Annotated in this window: 18 protein-coding genes and 2 pseudogenes; 10 read left to right on the top strand and 10 right to left on the bottom strand. The window is 33.4% G+C overall.

What is annotated here, in order from left to right; all coding sequences use genetic code 11:
• Positions 1–26: 26 nt before the first annotated feature.
• The 3 genes from nirD to ric form a co-directional block, all read right to left on the bottom strand.
• Positions 27–344, bottom strand: a complete 318-nt coding sequence (gene nirD / locus DPQ31_RS10455) for a nitrite reductase small subunit NirD (RefSeq protein WP_000942185.1) — start codon at positions 342–344, stop codon at positions 27–29.
• A 14-nt stretch (positions 345–358) separates the two neighbouring features.
• Positions 359–2,764, bottom strand: coding sequence for an NADPH-nitrite reductase large subunit (gene nirB / locus DPQ31_RS10460; RefSeq protein WP_208731865.1), 2,406 nt, complete (start codon positions 2,762–2,764; stop codon positions 359–361).
• 306 nt (positions 2,765–3,070) lie between these two features.
• Positions 3,071–3,778 (bottom strand): iron-sulfur cluster repair di-iron protein, encoded by a 708-nt coding sequence (ric, locus tag DPQ31_RS10465; RefSeq protein ID WP_208731866.1) that lies wholly within the window; start codon positions 3,776–3,778, stop codon positions 3,071–3,073.
• Positions 3,779–3,854: 76 nt separating this feature from the next.
• Here ric and DPQ31_RS10470 point away from each other — a divergent pair, with 76 nt between their 5' ends.
• On the top strand, positions 3,855–4,019 hold the full coding sequence (locus tag DPQ31_RS10470; protein WP_097956848.1) for a DUF3954 domain-containing protein: 165 nt from the start codon (positions 3,855–3,857) through the stop codon (positions 4,017–4,019).
• A gap of 383 nt (positions 4,020–4,402) precedes the next feature.
• Here DPQ31_RS10470 and DPQ31_RS10475 read toward each other — a convergent pair whose 3' ends face one another.
• The 3 genes from DPQ31_RS10475 to DPQ31_RS10485 form a co-directional block, all read right to left on the bottom strand.
• Positions 4,403–4,627, bottom strand: coding sequence for a hypothetical protein (locus tag DPQ31_RS10475; RefSeq protein ID WP_261797512.1), 225 nt, complete (start codon positions 4,625–4,627; stop codon positions 4,403–4,405).
• A gap of 445 nt (positions 4,628–5,072) precedes the next feature.
• Positions 5,073–5,861 carry a sulfotransferase family 2 domain-containing protein gene (locus tag DPQ31_RS10480; RefSeq protein ID WP_097956847.1) on the bottom strand — a complete coding sequence of 263 codons (789 nt, stop codon included), beginning with the start codon at positions 5,859–5,861 and terminating at the stop codon, positions 5,073–5,075.
• A gap of 162 nt (positions 5,862–6,023) precedes the next feature.
• Entirely contained in the window at positions 6,024–6,809 is a 786-nt protein-coding gene (locus DPQ31_RS10485; RefSeq protein ID WP_001098391.1) for a glycosyltransferase family 2 protein, read from the bottom strand.
• A gap of 437 nt (positions 6,810–7,246) precedes the next feature.
• On the opposite strand from DPQ31_RS10485, the gene DPQ31_RS10490 reads away from it, so the two are divergent.
• The 5 genes from DPQ31_RS10490 (at position 7,247) to DPQ31_RS10510 (ending at position 10,560) form a co-directional block, all read left to right on the top strand.
• Complete coding sequence (locus DPQ31_RS10490) at positions 7,247–7,522, top strand: ArpU family phage packaging/lysis transcriptional regulator (RefSeq protein WP_208731867.1); 276 nt, start codon at positions 7,247–7,249, stop codon at positions 7,520–7,522.
• A 262-nt stretch (positions 7,523–7,784) separates the two neighbouring features.
• Positions 7,785–8,330: a GNAT family N-acetyltransferase gene (locus DPQ31_RS10495; RefSeq protein WP_000706290.1), complete on the top strand. Its 546-nt coding sequence runs from the start codon at positions 7,785–7,787 to the stop codon at positions 8,328–8,330.
• Between the two features lie 208 nt (positions 8,331–8,538).
• A complete protein-coding gene (locus DPQ31_RS10500; RefSeq protein WP_208731868.1) occupies positions 8,539–8,721 on the top strand; it encodes a hypothetical protein in 183 nt (60 codons plus the stop codon).
• Positions 8,722–9,009: 288 nt separating this feature from the next.
• Positions 9,010–9,963 (top strand): TIR domain-containing protein, encoded by a 954-nt coding sequence (locus tag DPQ31_RS10505; protein ID WP_001209143.1) that lies wholly within the window; start codon positions 9,010–9,012, stop codon positions 9,961–9,963.
• 387 nt (positions 9,964–10,350) lie between these two features.
• Entirely contained in the window at positions 10,351–10,560 is a 210-nt protein-coding gene (locus DPQ31_RS10510) for a hypothetical protein (RefSeq protein ID WP_097956841.1), read from the top strand.
• On the opposite strand, the pseudogene DPQ31_RS29295 reads toward DPQ31_RS10510, so the two are convergent.
• A pseudogene (locus tag DPQ31_RS29295) lies at positions 10,489–10,708 on the bottom strand (calcium-binding protein); the annotation flags it as partial. The gene DPQ31_RS10510 and the pseudogene DPQ31_RS29295 sit on opposite strands and share 72 nt — an antisense overlap.
• A gap of 210 nt (positions 10,709–10,918) precedes the next feature.
• Between DPQ31_RS29295 and exsG the strand changes: the two are divergent.
• Entirely contained in the window at positions 10,919–11,071 is a 153-nt protein-coding gene (exsG, locus tag DPQ31_RS10515; protein ID WP_000395673.1) for an exosporium protein ExsG, read from the top strand.
• 208 nt (positions 11,072–11,279) lie between these two features.
• Positions 11,280–11,489 carry a hypothetical protein gene (locus DPQ31_RS10520; protein WP_141499547.1) on the top strand — a complete coding sequence of 70 codons (210 nt, stop codon included), beginning with the start codon at positions 11,280–11,282 and terminating at the stop codon, positions 11,487–11,489.
• 144 nt (positions 11,490–11,633) lie between these two features.
• Here DPQ31_RS10520 and DPQ31_RS10525 read toward each other — a convergent pair whose 3' ends face one another.
• The gene (locus tag DPQ31_RS10525) at positions 11,634–12,473 is read right to left on the bottom strand and encodes an arylamine N-acetyltransferase family protein (protein ID WP_097956840.1); all 840 of its coding nucleotides are present in this window, start codon (positions 12,471–12,473) and stop codon (positions 11,634–11,636) included.
• Positions 12,474–13,024: 551 nt separating this feature from the next.
• Between DPQ31_RS10525 and DPQ31_RS10530 the strand changes: the two genes are divergently transcribed.
• Positions 13,025–14,626, top strand: coding sequence for an esterase/lipase family protein (locus tag DPQ31_RS10530; RefSeq protein ID WP_199633793.1), 1,602 nt, complete (start codon positions 13,025–13,027; stop codon positions 14,624–14,626).
• 113 nt (positions 14,627–14,739) lie between these two features.
• On the opposite strand, the pseudogene DPQ31_RS29835 reads toward DPQ31_RS10530, so the two are convergent.
• Positions 14,740–14,874: pseudogene (locus tag DPQ31_RS29835) on the bottom strand (preprotein translocase); the annotation flags it as partial.
• 511 nt (positions 14,875–15,385) lie between these two features.
• Between DPQ31_RS29835 and DPQ31_RS10535 the strand changes: the two are divergent.
• Positions 15,386–15,661 carry a stage V sporulation protein S gene (locus DPQ31_RS10535; RefSeq protein ID WP_000427795.1) on the top strand — a complete coding sequence of 92 codons (276 nt, stop codon included), beginning with the start codon at positions 15,386–15,388 and terminating at the stop codon, positions 15,659–15,661.
• 187 nt (positions 15,662–15,848) lie between these two features.
• On the opposite strand, the gene DPQ31_RS10540 is transcribed toward DPQ31_RS10535, so the two are convergent.
• Complete coding sequence (locus DPQ31_RS10540; RefSeq protein ID WP_208731869.1) at positions 15,849–16,610, bottom strand: hypothetical protein; 762 nt, start codon at positions 16,608–16,610, stop codon at positions 15,849–15,851.
• Positions 16,611–16,683: the final 73 nt, after the last annotated feature.

Consider the following 16,683-nt stretch of genomic DNA (forward strand, 5'->3'; position numbering starts at 1 on the left):
AGCCAGGGGAGGCTTCCTTTTGTAAATTACATGTTGATATAAATGTCACCATCAATAACTTCTACTTCGTACGTTTGAATACAACCGTCATCAGGTTTTTGAACTTCACCCGTTATTAATGAAATTTTCCAATCATGTAGTGGACAAAATACGAATTCTCCAGATACAATTCCTTCAGCTAATGGACCGTTTTTATGAGGACAACGATTTTCTACAGCGCGAATATCGCCATTTGAAAGGCGGAATAGGGCGATAGACGTACCTTTCATTTGCACCTCTTTACCAATTTGAATAGGAAGGTCTTCCGCACGCATAATTTTTATTTTTTCTTTCGTTTGTAACATATACTGCACGCTCCTTATTTTACAGTTTCTACTTCATACATCGCTTTTAATGAATTCGTTTCTAGTGCTTGTCCCCATGCTTCCGTATATGTGCTACGAGCTGTTTGGAAACGCTCATTTAACTTAGTGACCATATTTGTATCTTGCAGTATTTCTTTTATATGATCGAAGCCTAATCGTTCTGTCCAGTAGGCAGTGCGTTCTCCGTAAATACCAGTTTCACGATAATATTGCATGTAAGCTGTAGCGATGCGAAGAACATCATCTTCAGTAGGGACAATCATTACAAAATCAGCTTCACGCACTTCCGTACCACCATTTCCGCCGATATATAGTTGATATCCATTTTCGACACAAACAACGCCAAAATCTTTCGTAAGTACTTCCGCACAGTTACGTGGGCAGCCCGTTACACCCATTTTCATTTTATGAGGTGTATCTACCATTTCTAATGATTGTTCGAGTAGCATACCAAGCCCTAATGAATCTTTCGTACCGAAACGACAGAAACGAGAACCAACACACGATTTTACATTACGAAGTGATTTTGAATACGCATAACCAGAAGTCATATGTAAGTCAGCCCATACGTTAGGTAAATCTTGTTTCTTAACACCATATAAACCGATGCGACTTGCGCCTGTAATTTTCACAAGAGGAACATCATACTTTTTCGCAACTTCAGCAATTTTCATTAAATCATCTGCAGTTGTAACGCCTCCGTACATACGTGGAATAACAGAGAATGTACCATCATGCTGAATGTTACCATTCATTCTTTCATTAACGTAACGGGATGATTTATCATCTTCATATTCTTCTGGAATCGCCATACGTAAATAGTAATTTAAAGCAGGACGACATTTCGAACATCCGTCTTCATGTGCAAAACCGAGTACATTTCGTACTTCTTTTGGCGATTTTAAACCTTTCTCATGAATCGCTTCTACGACTTCATCACGTGATAAAGTTGTACATCCACACATACCGGCAGATTGTGCTGAGGCATCAAACGCATCTCCAAGTGTATGAGATAAAATTTGTTCTACAAGTGGACGACATTTACCACAAGAACCGGCGGCTTTCGTGCAGCCTTTTACTTCTTCAAAAGTCGTTAACTCTTGTTCTAAAATGGCATGTACGATTGTACCTTTCGTAACACCATTACATCCACAAATCGTGTCATCCGCACTCATTGTAGCAACGTCAAGTTCACATTCTTCACCAGCTTTGTGAAGAATGGAAGCAGGTGTATATTCTTGTATATCTTCTTCTTTCTTTAACATACTAAAGAGGCGTGTACCATCAGCTGTGTCACCATATAAAACGATACCGGCGACTTTATTGTCACGAATTAATACTTTTTTATAGGAACGTTTACATTCATCAAAGATGGATATTGCTTTCGTTTGATCATCTTCATAGATTTGGCCAGCAGAGAATAAATCACAACCTGCAACTTTTAATTGCGTACCGACGATGCTGCCTGTATATCCATCAGTTTGTAAATTCGTTATATGTTTTGCTAATATTGCAGCTTGTTCATATAGAGGAGCAACAAGGCCATAGGCGATACCGTCATGCTCTGCACATTCACCAACGGCATAAATGGATTCATCATTTGTTAGCATATAGTCGTTGACTACAATACCGCGATTTACAATTAAACTAGCATCTTTTGCTATTTGCGTATTCGGGCGTATCCCGACTGCCATTACAATTAAATCACAATCTACAACTTCACCATCTTCAAATTGAATGCCCTCAACATGGTCTGTACCAAGAATTTTTACCGTTTTCTTTTCCATGAGAAATTTCATGCCTTGTGCTTCTAAATCTTCACGAAGGAGAGAAGCTGCTTTGGTATCTAGTTGTTGCTCCATTAAGCTCGGCATTAAATGAACAACATGTACGTCCATTCCTAAGTCAATAAGACCTCTTGCTGCTTCTAAACCAAGTAATCCACCACCGATGACAACGGCTTTTTTCTTATCTTTAGCAGTATCAATCATAAATTGTGTATCTTCAATTGTTCGAAATCCTGTCACACCAGGAAGGGTAGAACCTTCAACAGGTAAAATAAAAGCACTAGAACCTGTTGCGATAATGAGTTTGTCGTATGTAAGAGTACGATTCTTTTCTGTGACAATGATTTTTTCTTCTCGGTCAATACTTTGAACTTTTTCATTTGTATATAATGTTATTTCGTTTCTTTCGTACCAACTATATTCATTCATAATGATATCTTGTATATTTGTTTTGCCTTGTAAAACATGAGATAGCATAATACGGTTGTAGTTTGGATGTGGTTCATCTCCAAAAATAGTAATCTCATATAAATCACTATCATGTTTTAATATTTCTTCCATACAGCGTATGCCAGCCATACCATTTCCGATCATAACTAAACGTTTTTTCATATTCATTTCCCCTTTTTATGTGAAATGTTGAACAAAGTATATTATGTTTCTATTATAGAAAATAAAAAAAGAGGGAGATGTGATATTTATCACATCTTAATAATGATTCACAAATTGTTAAAATTCGGATTTATGTGGAGAGATAAGTGAAAGGGAATTTTTATATGGGTAGGTGGGGGAGTGAAGAAACCCGCACCTAATTAAATAATAGTTAGCTACCCAATGAAATGATGGAGGAAGTGTGACTATTTCTTACACAATGAAAAAGCAGGACATGAGCATGTATACTCATGTCCTGTGCTTTATCTATGCTTTCGTAATTGCACGTGGAAATAAAATGTTATTTTCTAAATGTATATGCTCAAATAAATCAGATTCTAGAGCTTCAAGACGTTGGTAAACAAGTCGATAAGTGCCGCAAGCTCCTTCTGGAGGAGTAAAGTCATTTGTCACTTTACGAAGTTCTTTAATAATATTGCCAGCGTGGTTATGTTCATTCTCCAACTCATCCACCACTTTACGTAATTTTGCATAGGTTTCATCAGTTGGATGTTGTTCGAATTCTAAAATTAATGGGAAATCTTCTGTTTCTTCTTTAATTAAATGCTGTTCTAATTCCATCTTAAGTTCATGAAATAGCTTATGAATTTGAGCTAAATGAGGCTGACTTGTTCCATGGACGCGTAATACTTTCGTTACATACGGACTTAATTGTGGCAACTCTTCATTTAAATAGCGATGGTGCTTATTTATAACATAATCAATCAATTCACGATAAGAAGCATTTTTCCAATAAATTTCAGATTCATTTAATAGTTTTGTTTTATCATAAAGCGTATTTAACTCTGTAAGTACTTCTGTTGCTGATAAATTTCTTTCATGAATTGCATCAATAAGTGGTTTATTACCACCACAACAAAAATCTATTCTATATGATTTAAAAAGATCACTAGCTTTCGGAAATTGCGTAACAATCTCACCGACAATAGAAGTTTCAGTAAATGTATGTTCCATATGAATGCCTCCATAAAGTTTAATGTGATAACTAAACCAAGAATAGCAATATATTAAAATCAATGTGGTGATATAAATCACTTATTATGTGTCAGTTTTGAAAATAAACGGAATATATGTTGTTAAAAATGGTCAGGTCCAACTAATAGAACCACCTCAAGGTGGATTTGGTGAACAATCATTTGTATATCAAAATGGAAAAATAATTCGTATGGAAGAGCGAAAAATACAGTTAATATAATCAAATTTGAAATTTGTTAAGAAATGGGACTACAAGCATCGATAATTATATGGGAAAAAGAGCATTATCACTGAAATAAAAAAGCCCTGCACACAGGGCATCTAAAAAAATACCTTAGCAATAACAACGATTTTGGGGACGTATTAGCTAAGGTATTTGGATGGATGGTTGCATACTAAGTATGCGGTCAAGAGCATTGTTGAATGTATTGGGTTATTTAACAAGTTAATAATAACACGAAATTTCTGTTAATTAATCCGGTAAATTTGTCCAAAAAAAGGGTTTCTATAAAAGTTTTTCACCTAAGAAATGGATGCGTGGATCTTAACAAAAGCGTGATTTTAGCTAAAAGAGCATCTAACATAAGTTAAATACTCTTTGACTTAAAATAAATCTTCAGATGTACCTCTAATTGAATAGTTCTCACTAAAATTTACAATAGCAGAAATCTTTTGTTTTTTATCGTCAGCAACGTGTCCGAATAGGTAAATCTCATGTGTTCTATATTCTTTCGGAGGTTCAACTTTTTCAATTACAATATCAAGAGTCTTCTCTTTTTTAAAGTAACCAATTGTAACTAGTGCAGCAGTTTTTTTACTGCTGGCCATTCTTCACTGTATTCTTTTGGAATGGATTGAGCCGATACAAAATGTATAAAGATAATCGGAATAGTTAGAAAAATACACTTACAATTCCGTAGCGTAATAATTTTCTTGCCATCAAGTGTCACACCTATCAATAATGTTTTATTTAATCAATCTAACAGTCTGTTATATTAAACCAGAATTAACCAATTAACTATCTATTTAGGTGACAATAGTATTACGAATTTGTAAGGTTTATTAAAAAAAGAGCTTAATAGAAAGTCGAACAAAATAGTTATTTTGGAGGGGGACTTAATAGGGATATTTTGAAAATTGAAATTCATTAAAAAGAGCACTATTAGAATAGTGCCCAACTTCAATTTGCAGGAGTATTATGAGGAAACTTAAGTAGGTGGCTTAAGTTTCTCTGTAATAATTATGAATTTATGATAAGGAAAATGTTTATATTTTAAAGTAATATTGAGGGATATTTGTAAGTAGTGAAATCTTCTTTGAAGATATCTTCAACTAATTGAATCGTTTCTTCATCATAAAAACTATCATAGGTCGGATGCCTTGGGAATAAGGGATCTGTAATATCACCATCTGCATAGTTACCTTTGTAATTTGCTAGATTACTTTGGTGATGCCACGAGTTTATTAATCCGTTTAATGGAGATTTTTTTAAACAATGTTTGTCTTCTAAGACAGACAGATGGGTAGAAAATTTTTCAAGGTAAATGTAATTTGTAACGAACTCTTCTTCTCCTTGTATATATTGAGGTGTGAAGTGTGGGTTTACACCTTCAAAATTTGGTGCATGCGCTTTTAAATAATATAAATACAGTTTAAAGGAAATCTTTTTATTGCAAGATTCATCGCCATAAAGATAACGACGGATTGGCTTCCACTCAGTGGATTCGTAATATGGCGCTGGTATAAGAGAAATAAAGGAACTTACAGCTCTTTTGAAAGGGTTTCTTACCAATTTATACGTGTCTTTTTCTTTTGCTTGTAATGCGTTGGCTAAATCAGTGAAATATGGTATGGAATTTTTATAAATTTCAAATTCATAGTTATGAACAAATGGGCTATATTTTACAACTTCTTTAAACAAATTAATGTGATAAAAGAACCAATATGCGAGTGAAGTGCAGCCGCTTTTTTGGCTCCAAAATAAGATTAAAGGGAAATCTTTGTGAAAGTGAGGGGGACGCCCATACTTGGCTATAAAATCATAAATATTTGTGATAAGCACATTTAACCTCCATTCACTTTGTATACTTTTCTTAGTGTATGGAGGGAATACTGAATATATGAAAATAAGCCATGAAAATGTCTGAATAATTTAAGAGAAATAACTTTTCATAAAAGCGTTATTTGAATAATTATGGATTGTGTTGATTTATAGATACAATAATTAATTTGGAAAACATAAATCTGGAAATAACAATTGATATTCTGGCATTAATCGAAGATCGCTAGTTAAGTTTGCGTAGTGTATGTAATTTTCTTCTAATTTAGCTAGTGTTACAAGATGGTGAGTACCCAAACCATTCTGGGTGCTATGTTTAGAAAGAGTAGGACCAATCTGTAGTTTTCGGTCCTTCATAGCGCTGTTCCATGGACTGTAAAAGAACTTTAAAATGAAAGCAGGATACTTGTAAATAGTAAACGAATAGAACGAGTTATGTCTTCCTACTGAATAGTTACCATGGGAATAATTGTGAATTAATCTACCGCCGCTATAAATGGTAAGAGGCACAGGCTGAATTACTATTCCATGAAAACGTTGTTTGACGAGTGGAATTCCATATCTCGGTTTAGTGTAGGCATGCATAGGGTCATCTACCATTAAAATAGTTCTAATGGAATACATTTTTCTTTTTAATTTAGTAAGTGATGAAAAAAACTCTTCTTTATTAGAACAGCAAAGAAATTCAGTGGTATTCAACACCATTTTCCAGCCCGTAATTTCTTTTTCTATGTTCATTACTTCTTGATCAACTAATACGGCATCAAACTCTAATACTTTTGAATCACGGATTTCCCAATGAGGTGCAAATAATTTACATATTTCAACCGAGCGATCAGTAGACCCACGATTAATAAGAATACCATGATCAAATAATTTTGTGTGGTGCATTAACCACCATGGGAGTAGATACTCTTCATTATAGAAATGGGAAATTAAAGTTGTATTCATAAAGAGTCCTCCTTTCAAAATTTTGTGGAATATATCCTTATCTAGTATAATATGCTACTTGATCTAAAAAGTTTTCTTTAAAAATTATAATGGATGTTGAGATTTAAAAACACTCAATGAAAGAATATAGCCCACCATGTTCTGAATAATGCAATCCAACCATTCTAAGTAATATGTATTCCAAAATTTTCATAATTACTCCTTTTAGATATAAAGTGCTCAATGAAGATGGGTTTTATAAATTTGTTACAAAATAATCTTTTTCTAATAAGAAAATCACTAAAATATGAGAAAATGATATAACAATATCTATAAATATAGTCCTACTGGAAGAATCAGCGGACATCGAACTATAAGAGCATTAGTAATATTGCTCTGTAGTTCGGTGTCCGCTTTTTTGTTTTTATTAACAAAATGTATAAGGGGTGTTTTTATATATGGCGCAATTAACTTTCTTACCTAAAATTGATCGCAAAGCAACGCAGGCTCGTTTAGAAGAGGTTCTTGAAAATGTTCGTATTTATAGACAATTTGGGATGATTAGATATGAAATGAAGGTTACAGCATCTAGCGAGGTAAGATATCATGGTCCAACAAATATGGTAGGGAAGCCAGCTGAAGATATTGCTTTAGCAAATGTTGGTATGAGTGAGCTTACGTATAGACGAAATAAATCTAGGGGTATCGCCACCATTTCCCCCCCCCCACGCTAAGAGCATACAAAAATTTATACAGTTTTTGGCTAATTCAGTAACAAAAGAGAACCCGAAAACCTGAGTCAGGATAGGAATGTATAAAATGATGCATGAATCTTTAGAATAAAAAAAGGAAGTTCCTTTGTCAGGGGATGGGCCCACCTTTCCTTGTTATCGATAATGAGACGTCATGTTAGCTTAACATGAATATAATATAAAAAAGGAATTTATAAGATTTGACGAGAATAAAATTGTATTAAAAGGATATCGGAGGTTTTTTATGAAAATCGTAGGACAGCAAATATATCTTCGACTTTACAAAATTTCTGACGCGAGCGAGTTAGCTAACTTACACACTAGAAATCGCGAATTTTTTCAACGAGTTTGTCCATTACTCCCAGAAGTCTTTTATACAGAAGAACATCAAAAAATGCGCATTGAACGAGCATTAAAAAAGAAAGCTGAAGATCAAGTTTACGCTTTTGGAATCTTTTTAAAAGCAACTGATAAACTTATCGGAGATATTTCATTAACTCAAATTGCCAGGGATCCCGCCCAAAGCTGTTATACGGGATTTACCTTAGATAGGGAGCATAATTCAAGGGGCTATACAACAGAGGCTCTTCGACTTGTTGTAGACTTTGCATTTAGAGAATTAAAACTACATAGAATTGAAGCAGGAGCTATGCCTAGCAATATAGCATCTATTCGTGTATTAGAAAAAGTAGGATTTAAAAAAGAAGGTATAGCTAAAGAAAATGTAAAGATTAATGGCAAGTGGACAGATCATCAAATATTAGCTATCATCAACAGCCTGGATGTATAAGCACATTTCACTCCCAATAATGAGACGTTATGTTAACCTTACGTGTATATAATATACAACCAAAATCAAACAACATATCACTTCTTTAAAATGGTAAAATAGGGAAAAAGGAAGTTCTAAATAATACCTTTAGAAAACTCTATTTATTACATAGGGGTTGCCAAAAAAAAGATGAAAGAGAAAAGAAAAAAGTAAGGGAGGGGCATAAGTGAAATATATTTATGGATTGTACATATCACTTATATTGATGATATTTATTAATTTACTTAATACTACAATATTTGATAATAAATATTCAGGAATAACAATGTACATCTCTTCCGTTATATTCACAATTGGGAGCGCATTCTTCATAAATGCAAAACGGCTTAAAATTCGTGAGAAAAAATAAAACAAAAAGCAACTCCCAATAACGAGAATTATGTAAATAAGCTGTCCATATGGGCAGCTTTATTTTATGTTTCCGCATAGCGTAGGTTATTTTGAAAAATGCTGGTGGTATCCCTCCCTATACAGCTACTCATAATTTTTGTACTGTGTAACTCAAAAGAGAAAGTTAAATAAAATTAATGATAGCAAGGGATTCAGTGATAGGATCAGTTACACACAATATAAGATAAGGGTAAGTCAATTATTTATATGTTAATATTATGCTATAAACAAGAAAGTGGTGGTTGTGATGAGGGAAAGATGTCCGGTTTGTCAAAACTCTATTGAGGAACCCCAATTAGTAGGAGTGGGAGGGGGACGTGCAGAGCAATATAAATGTGAGAATTGTGGCACATTTTCCATGATTGAAGAAGCGAGAATCGAATTAAATGTAGAGCAGAAGAGAAAACTTTCTGCAATTTTAAGAAAGAGAAACATTAGAGGGATGGGAAAAATAATGATTTTTCTTAATCGACCAGATGAAAATCTTTCAGAATTTCCGTATCCTATTTATCTTTTAGCGGATCTATTAAGTGAATATCCAGATAGTGCTTCTGATAGATTGGATGAGTCATTAATAAACTTAGCTAAATTGTCAAAATTTCCAGGTGACCCATTATATATTCGTGAATCAGATAAATCTCTATTTTTTGTACAGAGTGTTCATTTGTTGGAAATGAAATATATAGCGAACCAATTATTTCAGGACGAATTAATTGAGATATCTAAGCTATCTGCAGCAGATTTTCCTGCACATATTACAGTTACAGCAAAAGGGTGGAATCGTATTGCAGAATTAGAAAAGGGAAGAGAAGCGGATACTAAGCAGGTGTTTGTCGCTATGTCGTTTAGTCCAAAAATGGATAGTCTATATCAGAATGCAATTGCAACGGCTGTAAAAGAAGCAGGTTATGAGCCTATTCGAATTGATAAAGTGGAACACAATAACAAAATTGATGATGAGATTATAGTTAAAATAAGACAAAGTAAATTTATAATTGCAGATTTTACTGAACATAGAGGTGACGTCTATTTTGAAGCCGGCTATGCAATGGGACTTGGTAAACCTGTAATATGGACTTGCAGGGAAAATGACTTAGCAAATCTGCATTTTGATACTAGACAATATAGCCATATTGTTTGGAAAGATGAGAGGGAATTAAAAGATTCATTACTTAATAGAATAAGAGCTACAATCAATTAAAGAAAGGTGGCAGATTCGTGACCGCTTTTTTGCAGTAAATGTGCCGGTCGTTTTGGAGTTAACGTGATATATTTGTATTGTGAGAAGTGGACGAAAACATTGCTCATAAAATTCCTCTGAAAATGGATCTTCATAACTGGTGGCGATGGTTGCAGACTGGATGAATGGTTGTTCTTCATTTCACATTCAATTGCAATTTACGTTGTATAAACGGAGAAGGGGTTTTGATCTTCTTTTAGTTATTTAATATTGCTGAAACAGATAAATGTAAATAAGATTAGGTGATTGAAAGAAGAATAAAACTTCATTTACCATGATTGAAATGCAAATGTAATACTTAATGAAAAAGCATCCATTCGGGTGCTTTTTATTTTGGAGGGATGAAGGATGGATAAAGCCAAATTAACTAAACCAGCACAAGCGGTTATAATTGGTACATTCATTTCAATGTTAGGACGGGACCTTGTAAATGAATGTATCGATAAAAAGAAATTAGAAAGTGTTATTCCAATCTTTAATGAGTTGGAAGATATAAAACGCCAAAGTAAAAAATTCGATAACTGGGTGTTCAGATTTTGTTGTACCGGTCATTATTAATACAATAGAAATTATAAAAAGGATAACGGTAGGACGACCATATTGTTTTGTTTTTGCATTTTTCTTAAAGAATGAAAAGGATACATAAGATTAAAAGAATAAAAGCAAATAGAAATAATACGCCACCAATATTACTCAAAATAGCCATTTTCATACCTCTATTTGTAAGATTTTCTCTATTGATTATATATAGGAACTTATTGGATAATACACGTTTTATATAAATTTCGAAAATTGATATTTTTAATAGATATTTAAACAATTAATTTGTATATAAAGAAAAATGGATATATTTCCTATTACTTTTTTAAAGAGATTTCATAAATTATAGTATATCGATTGAAAGGAGGAGATTTGAATGGAATTTCAATTGTTAGTGAATTGTATATTACAAGAAGGTAATGCGTACTTTTTAGTAACGAAGGTAGACGATGTAATTACGTTAAAAGTACCGATTACAGCAGGAGTAGCAGCATTATTTTTAGCTTTTGGTGTACCAAGATGTTCTTAATTTAAATCTCTATAGTAGAAAGAGGAGGATAAGCCTCCTCTTTCTACTATTACATAATTATTTTATGTAAACTATAATGGTGTTTTATATTAGCACGTTTAAAATGGACATGCATATACTATAATGTTTCATTGGCGTTTGTGATGAACGATAGTTTTGATAAGTGATATTCTTTTAAGTTATGAAAATAAAAGAGGTGCTATTATATATGAAAAGAAGAACATTAGATATTCCAGTTTCATTGCGAAGAGAGTGGTTTTTAATAGAGTTAGCTCATTTAACGAAAAAATATGGAATTGAAATTGCAACTAGCAATATGGAAGCCGCACCGTTTTTAAGGGATCAAGTTACGGAATCAAAAATAGGAGCAGGGCTACAATACGATAAATATGATGATGAGTATATAATTGAAATGTAAGTAATACATGGCACAAAAAGAAATGCTTAATAATACTAGTCTTTTAAAAGAGTAACACTGATAAGGAATTACGCTATAAAAAATTATAAAATAAAGCAGATTCTATATATAGAATCTGCTTTATTATGAAATATTTTTAATCAACTAGCCTCTTTCTAATATTTTTCCTACATATTTCTCTTGAGTGATTCCAAAAGATTCACGAAGAATGCGAGCATATTCTTTAGAACCTATTGGTCGTTTATTTTTTGTGCCTTTAAAGGTTTCTGTATAATTTTTTTTCGTTAATGATATGTGACCATAATCAATTAATTTACAAGTGATAGCCCCTTTATTAAAAGGCGATTCGTTATGCTCTACAATTACTTTTTGAATGTTATTCACTTTTTTCTCATCAATTGGATCTATAGTGAAAGCATAGCCTATTTTCCATTCGTTTGAAGGTTCAGATTGTAAGAAACTTGTAGATTCGCCGTTTGCCCCTTTTCGCATTTCTAAAATATGTGTACCTTTTCGGGTATTTCGTTTGTAAATTCGATATTCTCCCGTTTGAGAAGATATGACTTCGCCATTAAAGGGGACTGGATGTAAAGGGAGATGAGATGCAAAACCTGCATCCACAATATAATCTGTATGATCATGACTTAAAATGATAATGACATGACCATCATCAGGTTTCCATTTATTATCGTAAAGATCATATACAGTACCAGCTACTTTGTATACTTGAAACCCACAATCAATTAAAAAGTAATACAATAAGGAATTTAATTCATAACAAAGACCGCCTCGTTTTTGAATAAGTAACTTTTCTACTAAGTTATTTTTTGAAATATTTTTAATAGTACCAGCCATAATATCAAGATTTTCATAGGGGAAAATCATTCCCATTTTTAAGAGGACTTCATCTAAATCATCAAATGTTAGTTCTTTTGCGGGAATTTTTAATCGTTTAAAAAACTCCTTTTGTAAATTGGTCATCATAAAGCATTCTCCTTTCTTTTTACAGAATTTTCTTCTGCTTACCGATAGGTTAGTACTTCTAAAAACTTAATTCAAGTCTGCGAAAATTATCATAATATATGTTTCTGGAAATATGATTGTATATTTTGAAATTTCAGTTAAATACTTAGTCATAGGAAAGTCTTACAATACAAGCTTCTTTTAAATTCGTTTGTATGTAATGAAAAGAAAATACATATCTTCATTATGTTTTTAAATAACTAATTAGTAATAAAATGTTTTTTCACTAAAATTTTTTCAAGATTTGTATGCTTTATATAAACAATCATGATTTGAAAAACATCTGGATGTAGTGAAGTTAACAAGTATTGAGAAATTTTTTTGTCGTGTTTACTCAAAAGGAAGAGATGGAAACGAAGAGAATAACGTGAGTTAAGGAAGAGGGTGTACGAGTAATCACATGAATATAGGGCTAACATCTTTTTCAAATAAAAAGATTAGCTATTATTAAGGGAGAAAATACAAATTATTACAAAGAGCACCTTCTTTCAAAAAAAGTGGGGGGGAGTAACATGCGATTAATGAGAAGATGTGTTGCCTTACTAATTATATTTTTTATCATGGCTCCATCGATTAGCACAAATGTAAGGGCAGAAGTTGTAAAAGAGCTTGGAAAGGGGTTTCCTGATACAGAAGTATTTACACCTGGCGATTGGTTTTTAGGACAAAAACCAACTAATTATGATGAGAATAAGCCTCCAATTCTCTTTGTACAAGGCAGAAATGGTAATGCGGATAGTTGGTATGGAAAGACTGTATATCACGATATAAATGATATGTATGACTATGCGTTGAAAGCGGGATATCAAACGGTATTTATTCAATTATATGATGCGGCAGGGAAAGGATCGGCTAGTCAGTGGGACAACGGAAAATTGTTAGCACAAAAACTGGAAGAAATATATAATCATTTCGGTAAAAAGGTTACTATTGTAGCGCATAGTAAAGGCGGTATAGATACACAAGCGGCATTAGTTGGATATCGTGCGAATCGATTTGTTGGGAATGTTATTACACTTGCGACACCACATCACGGCTCAAATTTAGCGGATTTATCATATAGTTGGTGGGCAGGTTGGCTTGCTTCTATATTAGGTCAAAAAGATGATGGTACGTACGCGTTACAAATAGGGGAAATGGCAAAATTTCGTTCAACGATAGATAATGATCCAGCAGTTAAATTAAACCGTTACTATACGGCTACTGGGACTAGCTGGGGACCAGTATTTTCTGCGTTATCTATGGGCGGATTATATTTGTCATCGTACGGCTCGAATGATGGATTAGTAAATGAATGGAGTGCTAAGCTACCATATGGCACACATTTATTTACAGATTCCAAATTTGATCATGACAATATACGAAAAGGATCAGCTGTTTTCGCACGAATTGAACCATATTTACGTAATGCAAATGTAGGCGTGCCAGCTTTAGTAGCACCAAGTAATAGTTCAGAAGAAAATATAGAGCAATTAAATACAACTTCTAATCAAAATATTTTAGGGGGAGAATTGCCACAAAGTCAGTGGATAGAGCAAGCTGTGGCGGTTGATAAAAAGGCAGAAGGAATAGTTTCTGTATTAACAGCTGCTTCTGATGTAGAAATACAACTAATATCTCCAAAAGGAAAAGTGTATACAAATAAAGATAGTACGATAACTACTGGTGAAGGTGAATCTTTCTTTAATGGGGCAACAATTAGTACATTTAAATTTGACAAAATGGACGTAGGAGAATGGAGAGTTAAAATGATGGCGAAGCAGTCGAAAGATGCATACTTAATTGTAAGCGATCACAAAAGTGGCGCGCCATTCGTTCTTCAAATGCCAACAAAAGTCAAAATAAACAAATCAGAGTATAAACTGAAAAAATCACCTGCGGCACCTGAAATGAAAGGAAATCTTTCCATAACAGTAAGAGTTGTTAATAAAGAAGGGAAGCTAGTCTCTGAATTTAATGAATTACAAAATGTTAATACAAATACATTTACAGGTGCTTTGAAGGACATAAAGCAACCAGGGGTATATAACGTTACGATGGATATAAAAGGGATAAATAAAGAAGGAAAACCTTATAATCGTACGATTGTTAAGTCGGTTTATGTGGAGAAGTAAGAGTGAATAGATTTTGATATGAAAATTGCCGAAACCTTGTGTTAGAAGGGGACGGCAATTTTTTATGTTTATTAGGTTAACAGAATAATGAAATAGGGGTTTACGTTCTATAATGGGAAAGAACCACCAAAAGGAACAGTTATAAACTCAGTTTTCCAGAAAGTACCGTAAGCTGGCTTTGATGGTTTATGTGAATCGTGGCAGGAGCATCTTTTATACGAGTTTGAAGAACGATAGTATGAACCCAATATATTACCTCCTGATGATTAATAAATGTAAGATACATAGTAGTATATGTAAATGAACTACTAGTGGCATGTATGCCTATCCTGTATAAGGTGGTAGATTTGGAATATAAAGCACTCAAATGGTGAAATGTAGTTTATTAGAATAATATGTATAACGATTTTTGAAGACGAAAAAATTAATAATTTGGTAGAAAAATGAACTGAAGTTCTAAATAAATTGAAGTATTGATGAAACGCTTATTATACGAATTGCACCTGAAAAAGTAGCATTGTTATTTTTTGGTGCGATAATGTTGTCGTTTAGCGAATTGCTCCTATTTAAACGTTTGTACATTAGAGTCTTTATTCGTTACTTTTTATTTGTGCAGTTGGGCAGGAAGAAGACGAAAGGTATCGAATTCATTTACATAGGAAGCATTGTTTGCTTTTGGTGTGAATAATAGTTAAAGATACGTTGAAATATTTAAAACTGTAACGAAAGAGCTATTAAATAATAGAGGGAGCAACTTACATGGAAAATATATTAAAGGTATCTTCAAAATCAAGTCCAAATTCAGTTGCAGGTGCAATAGCAGGTGTACTAAGAGCAAATGGCAATGTGGAAATCCAAGTAATTGGGGCAGGTTCTTTAAATCAAGCAATTAAAGCAATTGCGATTGCAAGAGGATTTGTTGCTCCAAGTGGTGTTGATTTGGCTTTTGTTCCAGCATTTCAAGAGATTTCTATCAATAATCAAGAAAGAACAGCAATTAAATTAATTGTAGGTCCTAGAAAGAGAAGATCCTAATAAAGTGCCTTTATAGGATGTGATTTGAAAAGTGCGATAGAAATCGTCCTTTTCTTTTTTTATTTATATTTTAAAGTTGAATTTTTAGTAATAAGCATTAGTGTAGTTAATAAAAAGTGTCGCAAATGCTTGTATGACAGGCACTTGTGACACTTTTGTAGTTTTATATAATATAAAATGAACAACCCTAAAACTGCTCATTCTTCTCCCAAGATTCAACGATATAATGAGCAATTGTTGGGTTATATCCTTTTCCAACTAAAAACATAATCGCAGCGACTTCTGTTAAAGCGTGTTTATGTGAAGTATGTTTCGCTTCATTTAAACCATAATCTACCCAAGGTTTTACGAAATCTAATACAGGTTTCTTTAAAGGTAAAAATTGTGTACCGACAACTTGTTGAATTTGTTGTTGAGTCGGTTCTGTAATAGGCCCAGGTGGTAAAATTTGTGGTTGCATTGGATCAATTGTTGGTGGTTTAGGTGGTGAGACACGTGCGTCGTAGTTGGGTTGATACATTTGTTGTTGGTATTGTGGTTGTTGTGGCTGAGTTACATATGGATTTTGTTGTTCTTGAGTTTGCGGTGCTGCATATGGATTTTGAGGATATTCATAATTTGGACGTGTGTCGTATGGATTTTGTTGTTCTTGAGTTTGCGGTGCTGCATATGGATTTTGAGGATATTCATAATTTGGACGTGTGTCATATGGATTTTGTTGTTCTTGAGCTTGCGGTGTAGCATATGGATTTTGAGGATATTCATAATTTGGACGTGTGTCGTATGGATTTTGTTGTTCTTGAGCTTGCGGTGTAGCGTATGGATTTTGTTCGTATTGTTGTTCTGGCTGTTGTAATTCTTGTTCCTCATATTGTTCTGTATATCTTTGTTCCGGTTGCTGAGGGTAAAATGGTTGTTGTGGATAAGGCGGTTGATTATTATAGAACATGTTTATTCCTCCTTCATGATGATGCCTACCACCTAGTGTATGGGCGGACAAGAAAATATGTGATGAAAAAAGG

The sequence above is a fragment of the Bacillus sp. COPE52 genome (genome assembly GCF_003355115.1).
Lineage (GTDB): Bacteria > Bacillota > Bacilli > Bacillales > Bacillaceae_G > Bacillus_A > Bacillus_A toyonensis.